This is a genomic window from Calditrichota bacterium, from assembly GCA_020637445.1.
Classification (GTDB): Bacteria; Electryoneota; RPQS01; order RPQS01; family RPQS01; genus JABWCQ01.
Genome location: JACJVZ010000004.1, coordinates 39,513 through 63,649, shown reverse-complemented (window position 1 = coordinate 63,649; position 24,137 = coordinate 39,513). Strand labels below are relative to the sequence as shown.

13 protein-coding genes are annotated in these 24,137 nt (G+C 52.5%); 3 read left to right on the top strand and 10 right to left on the bottom strand.

Going from position 1 to position 24,137, the window contains the following annotated elements:
• Nucleotides 1-17 precede the first annotated feature (17 nt).
• The 10 genes from H6507_12410 to H6507_12365 form a co-directional block, all read right to left on the bottom strand.
• Nucleotides 18-3,113, bottom strand: coding sequence for an efflux RND transporter permease subunit (locus H6507_12410; GenBank protein ID MCB9369905.1), 3,096 nt, complete (start codon nucleotides 3,111-3,113; stop codon nucleotides 18-20).
• 9 nt (nucleotides 3,114-3,122) lie between these two features.
• Entirely contained in the window at nucleotides 3,123-4,718 is a 1,596-nt protein-coding gene (locus H6507_12405) for an efflux RND transporter periplasmic adaptor subunit (protein ID MCB9369904.1), read from the bottom strand.
• Nucleotide 4,719: 1 nt separating this feature from the next.
• Nucleotides 4,720-5,964 (bottom strand): TolC family protein, encoded by a 1,245-nt coding sequence (locus H6507_12400; protein MCB9369903.1) that lies wholly within the window; start codon nucleotides 5,962-5,964, stop codon nucleotides 4,720-4,722.
• 64 nt (nucleotides 5,965-6,028) lie between these two features.
• On the bottom strand, nucleotides 6,029-6,289 hold the full coding sequence (locus H6507_12395; GenBank protein MCB9369902.1) for a hypothetical protein: 261 nt from the start codon (nucleotides 6,287-6,289) through the stop codon (nucleotides 6,029-6,031).
• A 415-nt stretch (nucleotides 6,290-6,704) separates the two neighbouring features.
• Entirely contained in the window at nucleotides 6,705-7,265 is a 561-nt protein-coding gene (locus H6507_12390; GenBank protein MCB9369901.1) for a tetratricopeptide repeat protein, read from the bottom strand.
• 66 nt (nucleotides 7,266-7,331) lie between these two features.
• Nucleotides 7,332-11,552 carry a hypothetical protein gene (locus tag H6507_12385; GenBank protein MCB9369900.1) on the bottom strand — a complete coding sequence of 1,407 codons (4,221 nt, stop codon included), beginning with the start codon at nucleotides 11,550-11,552 and terminating at the stop codon, nucleotides 7,332-7,334.
• A gap of 750 nt (nucleotides 11,553-12,302) precedes the next feature.
• Nucleotides 12,303-15,407, bottom strand: coding sequence for a hypothetical protein (locus H6507_12380; GenBank protein ID MCB9369899.1), 3,105 nt, complete (start codon nucleotides 15,405-15,407; stop codon nucleotides 12,303-12,305).
• Between the two features lie 30 nt (nucleotides 15,408-15,437).
• A complete protein-coding gene (locus H6507_12375; GenBank protein ID MCB9369898.1) occupies nucleotides 15,438-16,232 on the bottom strand; it encodes a hypothetical protein in 795 nt (264 codons plus the stop codon).
• A gap of 144 nt (nucleotides 16,233-16,376) precedes the next feature.
• On the bottom strand, nucleotides 16,377-16,934 hold the full coding sequence (locus tag H6507_12370) for a hypothetical protein (protein ID MCB9369897.1): 558 nt from the start codon (nucleotides 16,932-16,934) through the stop codon (nucleotides 16,377-16,379).
• Nucleotides 16,935-17,056: 122 nt separating this feature from the next.
• The gene (locus tag H6507_12365; protein MCB9369896.1) at nucleotides 17,057-17,905 is read right to left on the bottom strand and encodes a hypothetical protein; all 849 of its coding nucleotides are present in this window, start codon (nucleotides 17,903-17,905) and stop codon (nucleotides 17,057-17,059) included.
• 740 nt (nucleotides 17,906-18,645) lie between these two features.
• On the opposite strand from H6507_12365, the gene H6507_12360 reads away from it, so the two are divergent.
• From H6507_12360 to H6507_12350, 3 genes are all read left to right on the top strand, one after another.
• Entirely contained in the window at nucleotides 18,646-19,347 is a 702-nt protein-coding gene (locus tag H6507_12360; protein MCB9369895.1) for a hypothetical protein, read from the top strand.
• Nucleotides 19,340-20,464 (top strand): hypothetical protein, encoded by a 1,125-nt coding sequence (locus H6507_12355; GenBank protein MCB9369894.1) that lies wholly within the window; start codon nucleotides 19,340-19,342, stop codon nucleotides 20,462-20,464. The genes H6507_12360 and H6507_12355 overlap by 8 nt, the downstream gene beginning before the upstream one ends.
• Before the next feature lie 304 nt (nucleotides 20,465-20,768).
• The gene (locus tag H6507_12350; GenBank protein ID MCB9369893.1) at nucleotides 20,769-23,969 is read left to right on the top strand and encodes a VWA domain-containing protein; all 3,201 of its coding nucleotides are present in this window, start codon (nucleotides 20,769-20,771) and stop codon (nucleotides 23,967-23,969) included.
• The last annotated feature ends 168 nt before the right edge of the window (nucleotides 23,970-24,137 follow it).

Below are 24,137 nucleotides of genomic sequence, written 5' to 3'. Positions count from 1 at the left end.
CTGTATTTCGCTCCGCTTCACCGGTTTGTCACAAGTTTTCGTTTACGCCCGAACTTCAGATACAGGGCCGGAACGACGACCATGTTCAATGCGGTGGACGAAATCAATCCGCCGAGAATTACGATGGCCATGGGAGTTTCGATCTCTTTGCCGGGTTGACCTCCGCCGAGTGCCAGAGGAATCAGAGCAAGCCCCGCACACAGAGCAGTCATCAGAATTGGACTCATGCGTTCGATACTTCCTTGCACAATCGCTTCGCGGAAGGAGACACCTTCTTCTTCCATCAGGTGATGATAGTGCGAAATCAGCAAGATACCGTTGCGCGCTGCGATTCCAAATAACGTCACAAAACCGACCATACTTGCAATGGAGACGATGCCGTCGGTTATGCCGATCGCCGCAACGCCGCCGATCAATGCCAACGGTAAATTCACCATTACGAGTAAGGCGTCACGCAGGTTGCCGAACTCGGTGAACAACAGGATGATTATTACCAAGATTGCGAGCACGGTCAGGATTCCGATGACCTTGCCTGCGCTTTCGGCGCTTTCAAACTGACCGCCGTAGGACACATAGTAACCGTCGGGCAAGTTCACGTTCGCTGCGACGCGTGATTGGACGTCACCGACGACGTCGCCCAAACTGCGTCCCGCGACGTTGGATTGAATGACAATTTTACGACTGACATTTTCGCGCGAAATCATGCTCGGCCCGGTTGCGCTATAAACATATGCCAGATCGCGCAGCATGACGAAATGTCCCGTCGGAGTGTGGAACGGCGTGCGAACAATTGCTGCGGTGTCAGCTTTCGCCGAGGGATCGTAGCGCACAATCATTTCGTAGGCAAACTGTCCTTCCATCACGCGACCGACCACTGTGCCGTTGTACGCTGTTTCAACCGCTTCGGCAAGTTCCACGGGTTTAACACCGTATTGACTCATTGCTTCGCGGTTCATTTTGATGCGCAATTGCGGCACTTCGATTTGCGGTTCGACGGAGAGATCCACAATCCCTTCGATTTGTTCCATTTCTTTCTTAATCAGCTCTGCCGAATTGCGGAGCTCAGTCAGATCTTCGCCGTAGAGTTTCACCGCGATGGCTGCTTGCGTTCCGCTCAACATGTGGTCAATGCGGTGGGAAATCGGCTGGCCGATGCTAATGAACGTGCCGGGTACCATCGCCAAATGAGTGCGAAGCTGTTCCAGCAGATGTTCTTTGTCAATATCCGGCTCCAATCGGCATTCCATTTCGGTCGCGTTCGAGCCAAGTGCATGTTCGTCCATCTCGCCACGTCCAGTACGGCGCGCAACGCCGGCCACGCCCGGCTGAGACAAGACAATTTGCTCGATCATTTCGCCGATCTCGTTGGATTCGGCCAACGACGTTCCGGGTGGTGAAACTGAAATGACCGTAAGCGACCCTTCGTTGAATTCGGGCAGAAAGGCTTGACCGAAACGGCTGTAGAGAACCACCGATCCAACGAGCAGAAAAACGGAAACGGTAATCACGGTCGAGGCATTTTTCAATGCGAAGTCAACTGTTGGCTTGTAAACCTGTTTCAGCTTTCGTACGACTAATGATTCGTGTTCAATCTGGTTCGATTTCAGCTTGCCCAAAAGATAGTACGACAACGCCGGTACGACTGTCACGGCGACAAAGAGCGAGGCGAGAATCGAAATGATGAACGACGCGCCGAGCGGTTGGAGAAGGCGTCCCTCCACACCGGACAGAAAGAAGAGCGGCGCGAATACCGCGATGATAATTAACGTCGCCACAACAATCGGTTTTCGAACTTCCAACGAAGCGCGATAAATCACTTCAAAGACAGAGCGTTTCTCACTTGCGGGCTTTAGAGCGTTCAACCGGAGTCTTCGAAATACGTTTTCGACGTCAATGATGGCGTCATCCACCAGCAGTCCGATGGCAATTGCCAAACCGCCGAGCGTCATGGTATTGACCGAACTTCCCATTAATTTCAACGCGATCACGGCGACGACCAGAGAAATCGGGATCGCCATCAGACTGATGAACGTCGTGCGCACGTTGCCGAGAAAGAGGAGCAGAATTATCGTCACTAAGATCGCGCCGTCGCGCAGCGCGTTCATCACGTTGCGGACGGCTACTTCGATGAAATTCGCCTGTCTGAAGACATCGGCGCGAACTTTTACATCCGCTGGAGCGAGCCGCTGCAGCTCTACGGCCGCAGTCTCGATACGTTTGGTTAGCTCGAGCGTGTTGGCGCCGGGCTGTTTCTGTACGGACAGAATGACCGCGTCTGTTCCGTCGACGGAAGCGTTTCCCAGAGCCACGCTGCCATCCACTTTCACATCAGCCACTTGATCAATCAGGATCGGCACTCCGTTGCGTGTGGTTACAACCGTGCGGCCGATGTCGTCGACCGACTCAACGCGGCCGATTCCACGAATCAAATGTTCGCGTCCGCCTTCGAGCAGATAGCCGCCGGTCGTGTTTTCGCTCGATAGCTTCGCTGCCTCAACTACTTCTTCAAGCGAAACATTGTAGGCCAGCAGTTTTTCCGGTTTGACGACAATTTGGTATTGCTTTACCTGCATACCAATCGGTATCACCTGCGCAACGCCGGGTATCGCAAGCAGTCTTTTGCGCAGGATGTTATCTGAGTACGAGCGCAGATCCATCGGGAGCAGCGAGTCACTCTGTACGCTAATCAGCATCACCTCGCCCATGATGGACGAGATCGGAGCAAGTATCGGCGGTTCCATGCCGGGCGGAAGACTGCTCATCATTGATTGCAGTCTTTCCGTGACCACCTGCCTCGCTTGTAATATGTCCGTTCCCCAATTAAATTCGACCCAGATGATGGCCATGCCCGTGGATATCGACGAGCGAACGCGGCGCACTCCGGTGGCACCATTCATGGACGATTCGATGGGAAAGGCCACGAGGCTCTCGATTTCTTCCGGAGCAAATCCGTGCACGTCGGCCATGACCGTGACCGTAGGTGCGGTGAGATCCGGGAAAATATCAATCGGCATTTGCAGAGCGACGTAGGTTCCCCCGATCAGCAAAACGAGCGCCGCAAGCAAGACGTGAAACCGCTTTGTGAGCGATTGCTTAATCATAAAATCAAACATGCAGCCTCCTCAATGTGCGTGGCCGTGACCGACTTCGCCGGTACTGCCCGATGCAAGTTTGATTTTGTACGCGCCCGCCGTGGCGACACGCTCGCCTTCATTCAGTCCAGACAAAATCTCCACCCACGGACCATCAACGGCGCCGGTGGTTACGACACGGCGCACCCACGACTCGCCGCCCTTCTGTACAAATGCGACTGATGCGCCGCCATCTTCCAAGACAGCGGATTTTTCGACTGCGAGTGCGTTGCGCGCTTTCGACGTGTGGACCTCGACTTGGACGAACTCGCCGACCGTCAACAATCCGCCGGGATTTTTGAGTTCAAACGTAATCGGAACTCTGCGAGTCACGGGATCCAAGACTGAACCGGAGGCAATGACTTTGCCGTCGAAATCAGACGTCGAATAGATTTGATCCGAACCAATGAATGAGAAATTGGCATCGTGCACGTCCGCGGCATTGCGCGCGTCCGCGGCGGCAACATGAACTTCGAGCCACACAAGCTCGGGATCAATGACACTGAACAACCGCTGACCGGGCTGCACATACGATCCGTAGGCGACATCGTGAAGCGCGACCACTCCATCGCGCGGCGAACGCACCGTGAAGTGCGGCGATTCGCTGTCTATATCATCGAGTTCCGCTCCGCCTAACGCGGCGCTTAATTGCGCTTGTTTTATGGCGAGCTGCTGCCGTACTACTTCCAGTCTACGCTCAGGTGCCGCTTTTTCACTGTGGAGTTTTTCCACACGGCTCAGCTCGGAGCGCGCGAGTCGATATTCTCCCAATAGCTGCAGCCAACTGTTCTCGGAGCTTGGTGCAGGCGAAATCATGGCGAGCGCTTGCCCCTTTCGCACCTGTTGACCGTGTCTTACTGCTCCCAGTTTGTAATCGGGCAGCAATACACCGGAGAATGGCGCAAAGACTTCGGAGGTCTTGTTACCTGCGGGCTTCAGTTCACCCGGTGCGCGGAGGATGTCAAAGATTTCGCGGCGTTCGACGACTCCGGTTTTCGTTCCCAGCACCCACTGCTGCTCTTTCAAAAACGATATTTCCGGCTCGCTACTTTCTTCTTCGTGGATTTCGGGCGCATGTCCGGAATAGACCTGAACATTTTGCAGGCGCACTGTGCCGCTCATTTCAGAAGTTGCGAGCGACATGGTTAACTCATAGGTGCCCGGATCAGGCGGCATGATTTCTACGATGAAGATTCCTGTGCGCGTGACATCCTCGGCGACTTGACTCTTGATGACGCGACCACCGCTCAGCCACTCGATCTTCAAAGGTCCTTGCGTGGCCGGTTGAAAGGTCAAAAGGCTCGTGAAGTGGAGCACCGCTTCTGATGACTGACCGGCGACAAACGGCGGCCATTCACCGAACATTTCGATGTTGTCATGCCACAATGTTTCCACGACACCGCCTTCACCGTGACCATGATCATGATCATCGTGCGCTGCTTCCTCTCCGTGATTGTGATCATGGTCGTCATGTGCCGATTCCTCGGCGTGCGCATGGTCATCGTGCGCGTGATCTGCATGTTGCCCGCATCCCATCGCAAAGATGATGGCAGCGGCAAACAGAAGAGATAGAGATATATGTTTCATTTTACTTGTCCTCAAGAATGGGATAACCGGTGAGTTGACGCAGGCGCAAATCGGCCTGCATGTGCGCCAGCGCAAGCTCTTGTGCGGCACTCAGGATTTCTTCACTCGATTTGAACGCATCCAGGAGTTCAAGATAACCTGTTTCACCGTTTAGATAGAGCGATTGTGCCGCGTTCACGTGTGCAACAAGCTCTTCAAGTGCCGGGGCAGATTTCGTTTGGCGTTCAAGAGATTGCCAACGAGCGTAGGCATCGCCGACCAAGTCTGACCATTGCGATTGCGCGTTCGCGTTGAGCTGGCGCGCGTTGTTCCGCTCGGCGCGAGCCAATTGCACCGCCGGGTTTCTTCGGCTAAACAGCGGCAGCTCAAGTTCCGCCTCGATCAACAAACCGGATTCGTCATGATCGGTTGATTTGTGTCCCACTCCGACGGCGAAGTTCGGCAGCCTTCGCAGTTTTTGAGCAGCTAACTCTTGCTGAGCGGCTTTTTCATTCGCCTGCAAGAAACTCAATTCGAGCGCGTGGAACTTGGCATATGTCACCGCTTCGTCTTCACTTGAGAAGGTCAACCCGAACAAAGACTTCACATCCACTGACAACAGTTGTGATTCATCGAGTCCAGTGTTTTTTTTGAGTTCTGCGATGAGTTCATTCCAAGCGGCATGCAGTTGAGCTCGCCGGTTGGAAACGGCAATGGATTCGAAGCGGACACGCTGGGCGTCGTATCCTGAAATATCGCCTTCGCGTTCGCGGGCTTCGTTGGCGGTGAGGATTCCGGAATAGTGTTGCTCAAGGGAGTCCGAGAGTTGCAGACTTTGGTATACGTGCTGCACTCGCAGGAGTTGAGTCAGCAGCTCCGAATACGCTGCACTGCGTTCACTATGATATTTCGCTTCAGCAGCGGCAATCGCGGCAGATGAAGATGATTTTTGGGCACGCATCGTCCACAGGAATCCGAGTTCTTGCCGAACACCGAATGTGCGCTCTTGTACCGACGCATCATCGTTCCCGAGTTCTTCGTTGGAACCAAAAAGAGTCGGGTTGGGAAGAGCGCGCTGCTCACTGTGAAGCGCACGAATTCTCGCGACTTCGAGATGCGCTTCCAAAAGCCGCGGCGAAGTTTGGTCCGCCGCTGAGAAAAATTCTGCCAGCGTCGCGGCCCGGCTTACAGAGTGTGAGTCAAGAATTGGGGAAAACAAACAAGCCACTCCCAACAGGAGTGGCCAGCAAAGAAAATGCTTAGGCATTCTCGCTCCTTGTCTTTAGGTAAACGGAAAACGCCGTCCCGATATCAGGACGGTTATGATTGCCTTAAGACAAGTGCGATTTAGGAGGTCGTTCGAAAGGAAAGAGAGGCGGGAGGGGAAATCTGTGTGTGAAGTTTGTCGTTACAAATTCTGTCAAAAGGGCAGGACCCAAAATTTCGACGTGCGCGGTCATTCCTAATGCCTGACAATGGCAGTGACCGTCCATGGTCACACCCATTTCAGTGTGCATCTCGCCCTCATGGTCATCGTGGTGCGGGAATTCGGAGACGATTCCCAGCCCACCAACGAGCAGAATGAGGGTCACTGCTATGATCCGCGAAAACAGCATATAGGTTTAACAAACTACGCGGAACATGGTTCCACTGGGCACTCGAAAATTGATGTTGACTATTTTAATATGCTGATTTTTTTGTCCATTTTCAATATTCAAGGCAAATGGATTAGTCTTCGATGCAAGGCGAATGAGGTCCGAAAGGAGTTTTTATTCAGAGTTTCAACGTAAGATATTTATAATCAACAGGAAAGCCCCGTTTGGGGCTTTTCTCGTTTTGGAACTTTGGTTGTTTTTCGCTTCCCGGAATCCGCTCTCGATTGGAGAGACGGAGACGGGAGATTGTTGGGATTTGGGCAAAGAGGGTCTCTGCAGGTGGCCAACTGGATAACGAACTTACCCACAATGTCGTGTGACTCTACACGCTGCGCAGAGTGGGTAAACAGTTTCAGTGTGCCGAAGGATCGAAATCGTTTTTCAATTTGTGAAGAAGCTCTCTGGATTCCGTTGAATACACCTTGCCGTTGGCTGCTAACCCGTCAAGGAGTTTAACTGCTTCGGCCAAGTTTCCTTGCATCAGATAGCACTGTGACTCGAACCACTTCGCACTGCTCTTGGCAGGCTCTTCAGACAATTGTTCCGCAGACTGCAACGATGTAAGCGCGAGATCGGGCTTTCTCAGGAGGGCTTGAGACACGCCAAGAATCAGCCACCAATCACCTTTGTTCGGAGAAACGGAGACGGCTGTTTGGAAGTAGGTCTCGGCGGCACGATAGTTCGCTTTTGAGTATTCGTTAACCCCCTTGACATAGTCGCTAAGGCCAGCGATTGAAGAATCACTCCTCAAAATACTAACTTTGGGAGTTTCGATCGGCCTAATGCTTATGTACGGTCCAAAGGGATTGGCCGCCGACCCTATTCGGTTGCCGAAAGAATAGAAGAGTGAAATTGCGATCGCAAGGATCGACACAGCCCACACAATCGTCTTGATCCTTGATTCACCGATCATAATTCCATTTCAAAATTTGTGCTATTGGATTACAACAAAAATGGACTTTGACAAATGTCGGAACACCTACCGCCCAACCACACGGAAGAACGAACGATTGCCGCTCGCACCGATGAAATGGAAATAGGTTGGGGAGAAAACAGTTGCGATTCTCGTAAACTGCGCAATATTTTCATATGGCTCACTGGCCTGAAACACATCGTACTCTCCGCTCGCCGGAACCGGCGTCCATCTCAAGCGAATAAGGTCTTGGCTGTAGAGCTCTATCGTAAGGTCTCGTATTGTAAAGAAGATTTGTCCGCCAGCCTGTATTGACCCTCCCGGCAATTCTTGATACGAACTCGGCAATTGCAGAGTGGCTCCGGAGAAGATATCGAACAAGCCAGCATTTTGAACAATTGAATTCGTCATGGCAAGGGTATCCACCTCAATTGCCAGATAGCCTGTTGATTGGTTCACAAACTCCGTCGAGATGTTACTTAGGCCCGTGGTCCGCAGCAAGCCGTTTTGTCTGTAAATGTTTCCGTCATTCAACAGGATACCCGTTCCTGTAATCCCCGCATCACCAACAAGATAAAGTGTTCCGCTGAATTGATTGGTCAACGTATCGTGAATTGCAAGTGATGTACCTTCAGCCAAGTTAATGACTCCGAAATTTACAGAACTAATTGTCGATTCGAAATGTGTGTTTACGTTGGTGGAAATAGTCCCGTTGTTCCGCACTTTCTTGACTTTCGTTCGGCCCGATATGATGTCAATCGTGCCCGGTGTTCTCCCAAGAGGGTTGTTCCAAAGAAATAGATCGAGCTTGCACGTATCGGTCGGGGAATCAATTGTAATTTCGCCGTGATTATTAAGTGTGTCATTCGGAGCGCTAATCCATACGGAATCCCCCAACGACAACTGTCCAGTTGGTTGAATATTCATGGAAGCGCCGCTTGAAAGAGAAAATTGGCCGCTTCCATTAATAGACGCGGTTCCCGCGATGCTCAAATCTCGTGATATGAGGTTCTTTGAACCTGATCCGGACATGAGCAGAGCTGCACTGCTTCCAATATCAATGGTCGATCCTTGCTGACCTGAGTAGGTTCCATTTGTCCAAACAAAACTGTTTAGTATTGTCAAATCTGACTGCGTCGCCCCGCTATTCAAGATGAACGTATTGCAACTTATATCCGCATCTGAATTCAATGTTCCTGAAAGTTCTACTTCGACCGTATCGAACAGTGTCAACGCAGCGGGGCTAAACAAGAGATTGGCGCCCGAAACATTCAAGTTGCCAAAGAAGCCTAAACTGGCTTCGCATATTGAGGCTCCGCCGGTAAACTGCAGATTGCCTTCACCCGTAACGAGACTGGTTGACTGCAACATGGAGTTCTCCAAAACAAGGGTGCCGCCAACTTCAAGTATGATAACGGAACGAAGACCAGCGGAATCCGGGGCATGGATCGCCAGCGATCCGCCGTTGATCCAGATTGAAGTATCCGCGGAAGAACCTGTCTCGCGGTAATTCCCTGTGACGGTAGTGAGACCGCTGCCTTGCCGTACAATGCGGCCCGCGTTCACTAATGTACCGCCGTTCACATTCGTGTTATCCCTCAAATCGAGCAGACCCGAATTCACTTCAAGCGAGTTACTTGTCCCTTGTTGAACGGCCGCCGAGTTTTGAAGCCTGACCTGACCGCTGTCCGTGAGTACGATTCCAGTTCCTGCAAGCGCCAATGTCGCGCTGCTTCGCACACTCAAGTCTCCCTGCTCACGTACTACGCTGTTGCCGTAGACGGAAAGTTGACAACCCGTGCAATTGACATCGAGCGTTTGCGTCGTCGTGTCGCCCGGAATTCCGCTGCCGAGAATCAACTGACTCACTTCAGCGTCGGCCGGCACTGTTGCCGTATAGTTCCCCGTGTGCGTGATGAACACGGTGTCGTCTGCTGTAGGCACCTGTGCCGGATCCCAGTTGTTCCAGTCAAACCACGAACCACCTGTGGTATCAATCCACGATATTCGATAGGGCGATACTTCGGTTTGTGTTTTGATCAGCCAGAAATCCCGACCGCCATGGCCGGACGAGAGAGTGTAACCAGACATCACGTAACTGCCATCTGCTGCGCGAGCAATGCCATACAGTTCATCGGACGAGCCGCCGCCGTAGACTTGACTCCACAGGCTGTCGCCAGCAGCACTAATCCTGATTTGGATGCCGTTTTCGCTGCCCGAGGCTCCTTGAACCCCTGACAGCATGTATCCGCCGTACGGGTCGCAAGTGAGTCCCCAGCAGAAATCTTCTGTCCCACTATCGATCGATCTGCTCCACTGAGAAGTCCCGAGGCTGTCCGTCTTCACTAACCAGATGTTTCTGTTTACGCCGCCAGTGCCCGCCGCATGACCCGCAAGGAGATATCCTCCATCGGGTGTCATCACAACCTGACGAGCGTTTTCATAGTTGATCCCGCCGTAAGTTTGGCTCCACAAGCTGTCGCCTGATGCATTTGTCTTGACCATCCAGAAGTCCCGCCATCCGGCCCCAAATGAATCTGTGACGCCTGCCAAAATGTATCCACCGTCAGGGGTTTGAACAATCTGACCGATATCGTCTGCGGCAGCACCTCCGTATCTGCGGCTCCAAAGGCTGTCGCCGTTTGCGTTGGTCTTGACGACCCAGAAATCGGCATCGCCCGCGCCAAACGAGTAGGTGAATCCGGCCAAGGCGAAACCACCGTCACTGGTCTGGATTAAAGAGACACAATCGTCGTTATTCAGCCCTCCGAACCTTCTGGTCCAAAGTGTGTCCCCGGTTGAGTTGGTCTTGACCAGCCACATGTCGGTCCCGCCCGCAGTAAACGAAGACGTATTGCCACCGAGTGCGAAACCACCATCATCGGTTTCAATGGCGGAATTACACCAATCGCTGTTGCCTCCACCGTAGCTGTGACTCCATAAGCTATCGCCGTTCACATTTGTCTTCACGAGCCAGAAGTCGTTACCACCAGCACCAAAAGAAGCTGTCACTCCGGCTACGGCGACGCCACCATCGCTGGTCGAAACAACCGCCACTGCGGTTTCATCGCCGCCACCACCGTAAGTATGAATCCAGTCTGTGCCGGGCGGGACTTGAGGCGGGGTTGGCGCAATCTCGGGCCCGGTCTTTATCAGCCAGATGTTTGGAGTGCCGCTTCCGAATGAGTTGGTATACCCAAGCAGGGCAAATCCCCGGTCCGTTGTTTGGAGCCCGCATTGTGCCGCATCTGCGGCTCCGCCACCAAACGTTTTACTCCACAAGAACGTCCCTTGCTCGCTGAATTTTGCCAGCAAGAAGTCGTAGGTACCCGCACCGAAAGAATTTGTATAGCCCATGGCGACGAAGCCGCCATCAACCGCCTCCTGCACGACGTGAGCGTCCTCGTCAAATCCGCCCCCCATGCGATTTGTCCAAACCGTATCTCCGTTCGCGTCGGTCTTGATGACATACAAGTCTGCCCCACCTGCACCGTAGGAATTAGTCCATCCCCCCAGAACAAAGCCTCCATCTGAAGTCTGCGCGACTGATCTTCCCTCTTCGAAGTTCGATCCGCCATAAAGCTGACTCCACTCGAAATTCCCTGCACTGTCCGTCTTTACAAGATAGACTTGCCGTCCTAACCCGAATGATTCGCTGTAGCCGACAAGTGCGAAGCCGTCGTCGTCCGTTTGCTGCACACTGTTTGCAATATCGTCGCTGCCACCACCAAATGTCTTAAACCACTCTTGATTGCCGTTCGCATCCACTTTTACCAAATACATGTCATGCAGACCGGCACCAAATGAGTTTCCTCTTCCGGCAAGGATGAACCCACCATCCCTCGTCAAATTCACAAAGTTTGCGATATCGTTGCCCGATCCACCGTACGTCCGCGTCCAGAGCGTATCTCCGACAGCGTTCGTTCGAATCACGTAGATGTTCGCATCACCGACCGGGAATGAATTCGTGTACCCGGCAAGGACGTAGCCACCGTCGCTCGTCTGTTTCACGGAATACGCGTGATCAATATTCCCACCTCCATATGTACGTTGCCACAACATATCCCCATTCGCGTTGGTCTTTACCAGAAAGGCATCCTCCATGCCGGCACCTGAGGAACTTGTAATGCCGGCGATGGCAAAACCGCCGTCCGCAGTTTGTACCAGTGCCAAGCCATCCTCTCCTCCGCTCCCCCCATATGTGCGGCTCCAAAGGCTGTCCGGCGGCAACGCGAGCGAATGACTTGCGGCGGCAAGCACGACAAAGATGAATAATAATCTCTGCATCGGAGACAAGACCTCTACTTTGGAGACTGGTTACAACGACCGGAATGGCGCGCAGAGAAAGACCTGCGCGGAACATACTACTTGCTGTGGGCTTGCGACACGTGCGTTTTAATGAAGGCGAGAGATGGGTGATAGGTCGCACCAAAATTCATTGAGGACAATTTACCAAGGGAAAAACGTCAAAGCAATGAGTAATGAACGGAATGCAAGGCGTCTGCTTAGTGGGTCAGTAGGTCCACAATTGCCCAAGTGGTTGTTTATCTTTCGAGAGGAAGCAGAAGGTTTTTCTGGAATTCAAAGCGTACCCATTGAGTCATATTTCTGTTGCCTCGAGTCTGGTGCATATTAGTTGCCACAGAAGTTTTGGCCAACTGCGTAGTTTTTTTCACGTTCGGACGTGGTTGGTAAAGGGCGCTACCACTCCGCCTTCAGGCGGTAGAACTGCTCTTCATTTGCTTTGAGATTTTCAACTGTTTTCCGTCAGCGCCTTTGGCATCAACGGACCAGCTAACAAGGCCTATTCGTTCAACCCGTTCTTGGAACAGTCCGGCATCTACCACATTTATTCTGCGCGCTACCATCCGCAGACGCCGCAAACGGCTCCGAACCCAAACAAAAAAGACCTGTCGCCAGGTCAATACAATAACACAACCAAACTCTCAGAAGCTATGTAACTTACACACCCAACCTACACCTTAAATCCAAAGCGCATCCTGTGCCATTTGGTCTGAAGGCTTACAATTCAGAAACCTATCGGGAAACTCTTGACTTCGCAGTTGCTATAATTGTAAGACCTGATATGTCGATTCTGTTTCCCTCAAGACGGACAGTTTGACCGTAAGCCCCCGACTCAATTCTGTCAGGCAGAGACGATTCTCTTAGTTCGACACCATATTCTCCCGGCAGGAGGTCGCCGAGAAAATATGACCCGTCGGTGTAGGTGACAGATTCCTGAACGATCTTACCTTTGCTGTCGCGGGCCATCACGACCACACCGCCGAGCGGTCTTGTTTGTTGTTCGGCGGAGGAATCGAGTACCATAACCGTGCCGGAAATTGAACCGAGCTCAGAGACTCCGAGATATACCGGCGTCATCAGTCCCGGCTCGATGTTGCACCACTGGGCTCCGTTGGTGGGAGTGTAGATCGCGGAGAGTGTCCGGGTGTCTATTGCGACACGCGCACGTCTGCGCTGCTGCATCGCACCGAGTAGAAATTGTCCGGACTGGTCGGTCGTGACGTGGCGACCGCCGTCGGTTACGACGTTTATGTTGTCAAGACCATGCTCGCCCGATTCTCGCTTGCCGTTACCATTCGCATCGAGAAACACGATGCCGCGAATTCCTCCGCGAGAGGGAGTGATTTGTGAATACGGGACAACAAACGGACGGCCACCCGTAAAACTGAAGACGGGCTGAAGCTGTAAAGAAACGGAGAACAGCCATTCTCCGACTTGATAGCGCGCGAGCGCGGAAAGTCTACTTGTTCCTGTTCTGTCAAAGTAGTAGCCCGGCTCTACTTGTCCGAACCAATCTTCCTGTTTCCAGTCGTATCCGAATTCAGATCGGGTCTGCCAATGATTGTTCGACGTGGCACGCAACGTATGCGACATGTACGTGCGGTCGCGAAATTCCGATCGGCTGTGTCCGACGCGATATTGACCAAGTGATGCCGTGTTGCGAAGAAGTTCCGCCCGCCAACCGGGACGGGATAGTGACGGAGAGTACGGAAGCGAAATTCCCGTCAACAAATTCGGTTCATTGTGCTCGAACAACCGATTGCCAGCGGAAATATCCGCTTCAAACTCGAGTGAGCGTGTAACACTTGAGAAGATGGATAGACCACCAAGGTAGCGACTCTGAGTTTGCGGACGTGCTTGGTCTGAATTCTCATTCCGCTTGCCGTCGTATTCCAAGCGATCTCCGTCAACTTGAATTCGCGTGCGGGGAACAATCGTTGGAACCGTGAAATTTACGTGCTGCCATTGCTGAACACTCGTCCAAAGCGAGTCATGCTCGAGGTTGTCCGCTACAGAACCGTGCGCAATTGTCACCTGAAAAGTACGTGAAAACTGAAGTCTGCTGTCGACTGCGTAGCCTTGTCGATCCGTGACTTTCGTACCGGCGCCATTGTAGTAGGCTGGTGAAAATTTGAAAACTTGCGGCGAAATTTTGAGCAGACTTGAGATATGGACATTCAACTGAGCGCGGGACGCTGTTCCGTCCGAGCCGGATTCAGACCACGGAACGCTCAACGTATCCTCTATGCTCAGGCCCGCGCGTTCCGGTTCCAAAACGGAATGCGACGCCGCCGATTCTAAAATCAACGTATGTTTGTTGGCGAAACGGAAGCGCAATTCGCCGCCCAAGTGTCGACTGGTGGTAGGCAAAGTGCTTTCGCTGCTGCGGCTTATGGTCCCGACATCGGATACTTCGTAGGGAATTGAGAATTGATCTTGAGTTGCGGCAACTGCGCCCATACTCAGAAAATTGGTCACTCCAAAAGCTACTCTTGCTCCGCCGAAAAGTCCCTGCTGTTTCCACACTTGGTCACTCACCGTGAAACGACGGCCGCCGACACCTCCTCTAACAAGAAGCTGCCCGGGCTGAAGCAAGGCTCCAGTACCTACCCGGGTTTCGGTTCGATACGTGACCTCACCGTCCGGCTCAACGATTTCTATTCTTAGTTCACTTGCGCGATCTTGCAGCAGATCAACGTTTTCGAAGCGATACACGCCATCGCCGGGATCAGCCCACTCTTGCTGCTCGACGGTTTGTTCATCCAAATAGTGATCATTAATGAAGAGCGCGACTTTGCTTCCCATTGGAGCCGTGCCAACTATGTCGCTGCTGGCAAGGAAATCATCGCGTCTTCCGAAATCCGTGCGATCTTTGTCGCGCAGTTCATCACGCACACCGTACATGCCATTCATTTCAAAGCCTGACAGAGCAACCGTGGGAAAGACAAGATTTGAGAGACCGAAGGCCGCATCGCCAAGTGTGGTTTCGGTGTTGCCGAGACGATGGGTTATGCGCGCACTGGAGACGGAAACTCTTGATTGGAAATCTTCTTCAGGCTGCTGGATGTAGAGGTTGTAGCGTCCTCCCGCAAGTCTGCCCCAGAGATTCAGCGACTTTGAGAGCATTGAGCGATCGTGATTGTTGCGACTGAAACGAAGTCCCGGCTGGATGAAATGCAGGGAAGGATCGCCGTAGCGAGAAGGACCGGTTGCCGCGAAGAGTTCGGGCATGTTGGCCGTTGGATCGGGTCGACGGCTGCGTCTTGCGCCGCGTTTTCTATCCGACAATGTGCGTTTCCAAACCGGATACGAGTATTCCGTGGCAACGACATAGCCGTAGACGGATTCGTTCCAGATTAGATCAAATCCGCATAGCGATCCGATCTGTTCTTCGGGTACGAAGAGGTCGACTTTCCCAGTGACGTCGGACTGACCGTAATACAGGATTGTTTCTTTCCAAGTCGTGTCGATCCCTATTTTGTTCTCGGAACACAGAAGGCAGACCTCTTCCCCACGCGGATTTGTGAACCTTAGCGAATCACCGGGCTCGTCAAAAGGGATTTGCAGCGCATCGAGCAGCCTTTTGACCGGCACAAAGCGCACGGAGTCCGTATCAATGAACTCAAAGTCTTTCATCACGAGCTTTTCGAAAGGCTTCTTTCCTTTCAGTTCGAAGCCTGCTATGGAGGTTTCGAGATCGTCAGCGGAGCATATTCCTCCGGCAAACGGACCAGCGGCGAGCAGCATCAACAAAACAAAAGCCCCCCGCCTTCTCCAGCGGGCGAACCCGCTTGAAAGAAGCGTGGGGACTTGTTTGGATACTCGACTGGTTTCCATGCCGCGACTTGGACTCAAGACCGCACGAAACTACTTCCGAGCGAGGGGGATGCTGATATGCGCGGCGTTGGTCAGCACTTGCTTTGACCGATCCGACGACACGGCGACGTGAATATCATATGTACCCTCTTTCAATTCAGAGGGAAGTGGCGCGCCGAAATCCCGCACAGATCTTGGGAACACATTCATGCGCGGCGTGGAACCGGAATCAATCAGCGAACCCACTTGATCGAAGAGTTCGTAGTGCAAGGAGCACGGAATGCGCGATGCTCCGCGATTCAAGACCGGAACGGAAACAAAATGGCGTCCGTTTTCGAGCTGGGTATTCAGCGAGTCGCCATCAATGCTCCAGTCGCAGGACGGAGTGCCTTTGTCCGCGAGCACCGGAACGAGAATTCCACTAATGGCTACAAAGCGCGAATGCGCGGTCGCACTGTCTTCCGCGGAGGGCAACGGCTGAAACTGAACCGAACACCAATATGATCCTTCCGGCAGAGTATCGGGAGCAATCACGGCGTAACGAATTTGCCGTACTGCGTTCGGCGCAATCGTAAACTCGCGCGGATTCAGTTTCAACCAATTGGCCAGTGACGTAGGGACGAGCGGCACGGTGTTCAGGTTGCCCATGCGGTCGAGCATGAAATGAGCGGGAGTTACCCGGACGCGCACCTCTTGATCTGTGATGTTTGTAACATCAAACGCGCCCGAGGCTTTCCCCCGCTCAAGTTCGAGTTCGACCAGAGCCGGTTTTACATTCAATTGTCCAAAAGCGCAGACGGGCATCAGGGACAGCAACAAAAGCAGAACGTGAGTTTTCGGCAGCATATGAATCTCACTAGAATTATTAGGCAATTTCTCGCGACCAAAAAACAGAAAGAGAAATTCACCGGCATCGTTCGGCACGGAGTGATTTTCAGCGGCCAAGTCTTGCCGCATGCGACGGAGGTTGTCGGATGCGGCCTAATTCATCTATAGCACAACGTGTGACCACATCGCAACGAAACCAGAATACTCACCTTGAGTCAGCTCGGGATCCGCTTGAATCCAACTGACCGTAACATAAACATCCTGCGAGAAGAATCCGAGTTGGCTGGACTCATACTGACGGAATTCCGTCATATTGCCCAGGAAGCCTTCGTAGTCCCACGGACCAGTGTATGCGAGAATGGGGCTGCCGCCTTGAATCGGATTGGCATCCGTGGGTTCAACCAACGCTCCGTCTTCGAGAAGCACGGGGATGGGAGTCGCAAACGGGTCAGTCGGGTCGTCGCCCTTGTAGAGCATGGACGTGCTGACCGAGATCGCAACGCGTTCCACGTTTGCATCAATGCGGTAAATGATCTGGCCAGAGAACGGGCCAGTCTGAATGGTATTGAGATCCACGTTCGGAGTGATTGCTCCGCACGAAATATTCGGATCTACCTGAACATAAACATGGGCAACAGCGTGCCCTTCGGTATCGGCCAACGCAACGCCGCCGAACGTAAGCAGCAGCGCGGCAATCAGCATAATGAAGCGAGCCAGCATAAGACCTCCAATAGAGATTGTTTGTATTTTGCTCCTATTCTATCCTTGGCCTCTGTTAATCCGTGCCGAACGAATGCAAGAGGTGAATTTGTATCGATTGGCGAATATAAAAACGGCGAGCGCTATCTTGCGCCCGCCGAAACGAAAATATCAAATGCGAGATCGGTCGTGTAGATTCCGCTGTATTGAATGCCAGCCGCCTCGACTTGAATTTGCAGTGGAATCTCGGCATCAAAAACGGAAAATGGCTGGGGTGCGGGAGCGAACGCCGCGCGAAATTGTGACGGTGTGACTTGCTCAAAAGTTTGGACGTAAGATTCCCAGTCGTAGCCCGCCCAAAGCAGCCAATACAATTGACTCATCGGAATTATTCGCGACTCTTCGACGTCGCTGAGATCACTCAAGCATGTTAGCGACAACTCCCACGCGCTATTCGAGCGCACGTGAACTGGATAGGGATCGCTCGGGATGCCGCCGCCATCGGATACGAGGCATTGCAGCGGATCATTCGGAAGTGACATCTGCACCCACGGTAAGATCTCGAACTCCGCGGTGAGTTGAACCGGTGGGGCTAGCCTTTGACCGTCACGCTGATGCAGAGCGAACTCGAGCCGTGTTTGATAGAGTCCGGGCGGATCACTCTCCTCGAGAAACAATTCGATTCTCTGTTGCAGAAGCAGCCACTCGTGGCTAAACTCCTGAAGCCCTTCAGCTCCCGGACCGTAGTCGAAGCGCACGGGAGAATAGTTCGCAAAGTCAGGTGGAAGATCAGGGAACAATTGGAGCGCACGTGAAACGGGAAGCTCCAATCCGTCGGGAATACGCGCGATTGGCTGCTGCAATGTGACTATTAAGTCCCATGCATCCGGGGAATTCAGCGTAACAACAAGTTCACCCGGATAGAGATTGCTTTGTGCAATATCAATTGCCGAGAATTGTCCGAGATGAATGGACTCAGTGTTCAGAGACAAGTTGTATTGACACAGAACGGACCGAGGAAAGAGGAGCGCGCAACAGAACACGGCAACCGCGCACAATTTGCGAGCGAAGAGGAGAGTCAGGCAGGAATACTTTGATTCGAAGGATTTGCGTGCCATGGTCGTTGAATCCAATTCAACACAAACAACGGACCACGCTCCGAATCAGTAAGCGTTTATCAGTGGCCGGATTTACGATCCGGAGCGCGAGGCAGACTTGCGGGCTTGAATGTATTAATTCTTCGACAATATATTTCTTCTCATAGAATGTGTCAACTCGCAAACACAATTACGACATGACATAAATGTTTTGGATTGTTAGCCTCTGCAAAAGAAACGAATGCTCTTTTGTAACGTAATCACTTTAAACACTCGAATATTGTTGTTTTCGATTTTTCACTCCGAGGCTTTTCGATTAGCATTGTTCTTCACCGTTTCGCGAGAGGCAAAAAGAATCCCGGACATTTCTGTCCGGGATTCGAACGCTGGCTCGCTTCAAAAGCTCAGCGCGCGTTGCCGAAGCAACGCTATCTAATAGTACGCTGTAGCGTACAAAACAGTTTCACCCTTTACCTTTGAGCAATCCGTTTCATGTCGATTGAAACATTGATGCAAAGTCAACGCCATTGTCATCTTCTCTGATTAAAGTTGTTGACACTCGTAAAAGCGCGTCGTATATTTTGATTCAGACCTCTCAAACAAGCTCGTTATCGCGACTCTTGTCGAGAATGTCAGTGACAATGATACACATTCGGGAGATACCACGTTTCTTCACAATACTGACCCTTGTCGCCACTTTGCAAGGAGTCACAAGTGCGCAAGGTGAAGAAACTCTGGAGATTTTTGTTCCTGAAGGTTCTGAAACAATTCCCAGCGTTACTCCGTTTGCGATGTCCTACTATCCGTCATTCGATGGTATGGCGAACGACAGCGTAAGAGTGTTATTCGCAGGACAGCTCGTTTCGGGAACAAGCCAAACGGCGGATCGGATTGTCGATACGCGTTCAGGAGCCTATGCATATCAGAGCGCGCCCGACACTTGGGCGGGAACTTTGCTGCGCCTTCTCTATGGGCGCGGCTTTTTATTTTTTAACCGACACGACGCGCGATTACTTTTATTGACCGGAATCCCGGCCGATTCGGCGACGTACATGTTTCCATTTCCAGCAGGAAGTTTCCGAGTTGGAGCTCCAAGAATGTCGCGCAGTCACGGCTTGGACGAAGTTGGATTGTCGACGAGCGGATTCCATTGGTCCGAGAACATGCGGCTCGGAGGTGACATTGCGATTGACATGAACTCTCGCGCTATCGCGCGCCGCGATTCAAGCGAGGGATGGATCGGCACGCTGGACTCACTGCGACTCGGGCAACCCTTGATCATTCAGGTCAATCATCCGCTCACCTTCGACTGGACGTATCTTCCGGGTCATGAGTAACTTTACTTTGCAATGCTTGTGCTCAATGCGCATCCGCTTTTTCGCAAGCGCGCTTGCCGGAGTTATGGTGATCCACGGGGCCGAAGCGCAGACGCAGACTTACATGCTGCTGCATAACCTCGGTTGCCGGCAAACGAACCACACGTACAACGGGTACATTTACTTCAACGAGTTTGATGAGGGTGATCTCGTGGAAGTAGTGTTGGCCGGAGCGAACAGTGCTATTGATTCACCGCTTGCAGACGGGTCACCGGGGGGTGACGACGTTCAAGCTCGGAATCCGGGTTTGCCGTTCGCGATGAATCCAGAATCATTCACGCACTATCACGACACGTTCTATTCGCCGAATGCGATTCTGATTCAAGATTCGGGAGCAATCGTGGAGCCAGCGCTGAGGGCGGGAACATCATTTTATGTTCGGGCGTGGAATGGCCCAACTTATGCGCAATCCACACGGTACTTCAACTCAGCTACATTAACTCGTGATTTTCCGCAGGGTATTGAGACGTGTCCATATCCAGCGGCCGTGCGAACTCTTCCATTGCAACTTCAGGTGCCGAATCTTATCAGCTACGCGGTGACTTTCGATTCGGGGCACGAATTTTCGCCGCCGTCATCCGTATTTGTTGTCCGTCCAAATGAACGGGAAACGCTTTTCGCGGATTCCATTTTGAACATCACTTGGGAACAGACACCAAGCAATGTACCCATTGACGTTCTGCTCAGTCGGAACAATGGAGTTTCGTGGGAAACGTTGTTCGCGGATACGTCAACCGCAGGCGACATAGTGTGGACGGTTACCGGCCCTTCGTGCGATTCATGCTTGCTGCGCGTGCAGTTTGCGCAAGACACTGCGATATTTGATGTTTCCGATGATAGCTTCAGTATCGTTGCAATTGTTCACGTTGCGCGACCTGAAGTCACGATCTTTATCAATGACGGAAGTGCAATATTGCAATGGGAGTCCATCGCGGGTGCAAATCAGTATCTTTTGGAACAAAGTTACACTCAGATCGAGTGGACTACTCTCTCTGTGCAACCGGACACGGTGTTCACGGTTGCGCTGGACGCACGGTCTGACACTGTGTCGCACTTTCGAGTGACTTGCGTGCCTTAGAGTTCTGGAATCTCAAACGTTATGCGATTGCAGCTCCGAGTGTCATTTGCCTGTCGGAAATTTTCGACTCTTTATTCCGTTCATGCCTTTTGAGGCTAACAAACGCAGCTCGGGTATTGGCATTGTCACGGGAATAGCTTGACATTTGAAACGAAAACAGATATGATATTGGCAAGTGAATAAGAGTATGCCGCTTTCAAACAACTTCACTGCAACGCAAAGAGGATAATTGCTATCGTAAAAAACAAGTAATGTTTTGGCACACGGGCGCAGGCTTCGTGTGCGGCAACTTAGGAGAAATGAAATGAAACGAAGGTTCATGCTTCACCGAAGCATGCCGGCACGAATCGTCTGGCCGGCGCTTCTGGGAATCTTCTTGGTGTTCACGACGATTCGAGCGGACTCGCCGATAGTGGTCAGCTCAGCGAACATCAATGACATCGCGCAACATTCGGCGATAGGTCCGGCTCAGATGCGATATTACGCCGAGCCGGGAACTTCGATCATCCGAATACTCGACCAGAGCCTGCATGAAACAGGCTTTTTACATGTTGTCAACGAACGTGGCCAGGAAATTCCGATTTTCAAGATCGCGTTCGAGGACGAATTGTTGATACAGAGTTCCCAAAGCGCCGACGCTCCAGTTTACGCGGTGGATATTGCAACTGGAATCGCGACATACCGTTACTTGTCGAGGACCGTTCTTGACAACGACGGAAAATCCGCAAAGGTCGCCATTAGCTCTTCACGAGCGGCGGTTGATCCTGCTTACGCAGCGTGGAAATCGGAACGCACTCCGAGTCATTCACTTGACGCCGTGGTTACGTCACTTTGTAATTCGGTGGTCTGCGTGCAGATCGACGAAGACGGCGATTTCAATTTTGGCACTGCGGCGGGACAGACGCTGCTGTATGCGTATCCGGGCGATCCGATAACCAGCGACATTCGTATTTCGGTCGACAACGCGGTGTGGAACTTGACACCAGAGGCCGGCACCTCGTGCGACGGCACGGCGGCGTTTGTCTCGTGGAACAACGACGGCACAAGTATTCATTGCTTCTACACTATCGGCCCCCTTGAGATAGAAGTCGTGCATACACCGGTTGAGTTCAGCGCAGGCGTCGGGGCTATCTTGACCGAGACGTTTGTGACGAACAACTACTCGGCGCCGCTCGAAGTCGGCATTCTGTACCAGTACGACACGATGGTCGACACGGACGATGCGGCGGTACTTTTCTACGGCGCGACACAGGAGCTTGTGGAGGCTTGCTACACCGCTCCGTTCAGCACGAGTACCTGGGACGCCGTCCCTAACACCGGCACGATTGTCGGTCGAGGGACATTCTCGGGCGGTGCGGCGGTGACGCCGGACTTCCTGGCATTCGGCGCATGGCCAGAATACTGGGGGACTTGTTGGTACCCGGTGTGCGACGGAAATCCCTATGGGGACTCAGCGGTTTTGTACCGCTGGAACTCTGTGCCGGTGATTCCTGGGACGGTGCGCCGGGTGGCAACCTATTACGGAGTAGGAGAAATTACGACTGCTCCGGGAGAATTGCAACTGAGTGTAGTGCAGCCAAATCTTTCCTGCGAGGAATTCGGAGTCCTGCCTAATCCCTTCCCATTGAACATCACAGTGACGAATACAGGTGATTCTCCGTGCACTGGAGTTTCAGTTTCGCTTGAGGCGACAGCCGGTCCGGGAGGCAGTGCGGTGGTACTCGGGACCAATCCCGTCGTTGTGGGAACTTTGAGTCCGAGTGAGAATGCCGGAGTCAGCTTTGATATACAATTGATCGCCAACAACGCCGGTGGATGCGTTTATTTTAATGTCTTGGCGGGATCGGACGATTGCGACCAAAATCTTATCGAAGAGTATTGCGTCCAAATTCCGCCCTGTGACATAGAACCGGGCATGTGCTGCCTCGACATCGTATTTGCAGTGGATACGACGGGTTCGATGAACTCCGCAATCAACAATATCCGGAATGAATTGCCGAACATCATTGCCGCAGCAAATGCCGCATCAAACGGGGACGTGCGACTCGGACTTGTGACATTTGGGGATGGCGTCGACGTGCATCACAATCTAACTTATGATCAAGCGGCCGTGTCCGCCAGCATCAATGCGCTCTCCTCAGGTTTTGGTTCAGAGGAGCCGGAATCCTCGGACGAAGCTCTGCGGGAGATTATCACTCACGACGGTTTGTGTACGGTGATGGGAGATTTTGATTCCGAGTTTCGGACGTCTTGCGAACGCGAAGGTCAACATCTCGTCAAACTCATCTTCCTGATTACCGACGCGCGTCCCGCCGGATGCGACGACGATTACACGCCGGGAGTTGACGACGTGAATGCGCACGCACGCGCTTTGGACGCACTTGTACAGGGAATAATGATCACGCCGATCTACGTCCCAACATTCCCGGATTTTGAGTCGACGATTGAACCGATCATGTTGGATTACGCGGCGACAACCGGCGGCAGCTATGCGCGCGTGAACAGCGACGGATCGGGCACAGGACAAGCCATTGCGGACATCATTGAGAATTGCGGCGAGCCACCGATCGTGGACGAATGCGGAGGACCAAATTGCAATGGAACTCCGATACATATGGGCTATGCTTTCGGAGACGAACCGATTGAAGACGCCGTTATTTGTGTGACACCGACGGGTCAACTCAGAATTCACTGGGAACCTGTGGCTAATGCGAACTTCTACCAAGTGTTCTGGGGCTTTGATCTCGACAATCCGCAGAACTGGATGCCGATGGGATCGCCGATTTGCGACACGACTTGTCAATTCACGTCGGCGATCGGTGAATTCGACCAATCGGTGTATTTCCACGTGCGCAGTCTTCCTGCTTACACGACTTTGTTGGGTCAGGATATTGCGTGCTGGCCGCTTGATGAAGGGAGCGGGTCGACAACCGCGGACGCAACAGGCGGAAACAATGGCACAATCGTCGGAGCGGATTGGATCACTGGTGAGTCAGGCACACCCGCGCTGCATTTTGGCGTCGGGGACTATGTGTCCCTCAACAATGACATTCAGTTCTACGGTCAACCACTGCAAGTTGAAGCATGTGTGTCCATCGAGCAATATCCGACTATATCTACCGGTTCGTATTATATCTTTTCATGTCATCGGTATGCAGGCTGGTTTGAGGGCTTCGGGTTGAGAATCGACGTGAACGGCAGGATGCTTTCGGAAGTTTGGGATCAGTCAATCAATAACTGGCGAACGCTTTGGGCACCGAATCTGGATGCACTGCGCGTGCCGCTGGGTGAACCGTTCCTTGTAACTGCCGTGATTAACGGACCCGCATCGATGATACTGGTCAACAGTGAGGTTGTGGCGATCGGAAATCAGCCGTACAACAGTGTTACTAACGGTTTCGGTATGACAATCGGAGCGCACAACTACAATTCAAATCGGTATCAATATCATATGCGCGGAGATATTCACTGGCTGAAAGTTTCTGAAATCGGAATGACAGAATAGCCGTTGCTGGGATACCAAAAGAAGAGCCCCTGCACACATTAGTGCAGGGGCTTGTTTTTAACTTTCGGCCTTATGTCGATTTAGGACGTATTTGGTACACTTGGGGCGCCCGCGACGAAGCAGCACAACATGGGATCGATGGCCTTGTCTCCACGGCTTGGGAAAGCT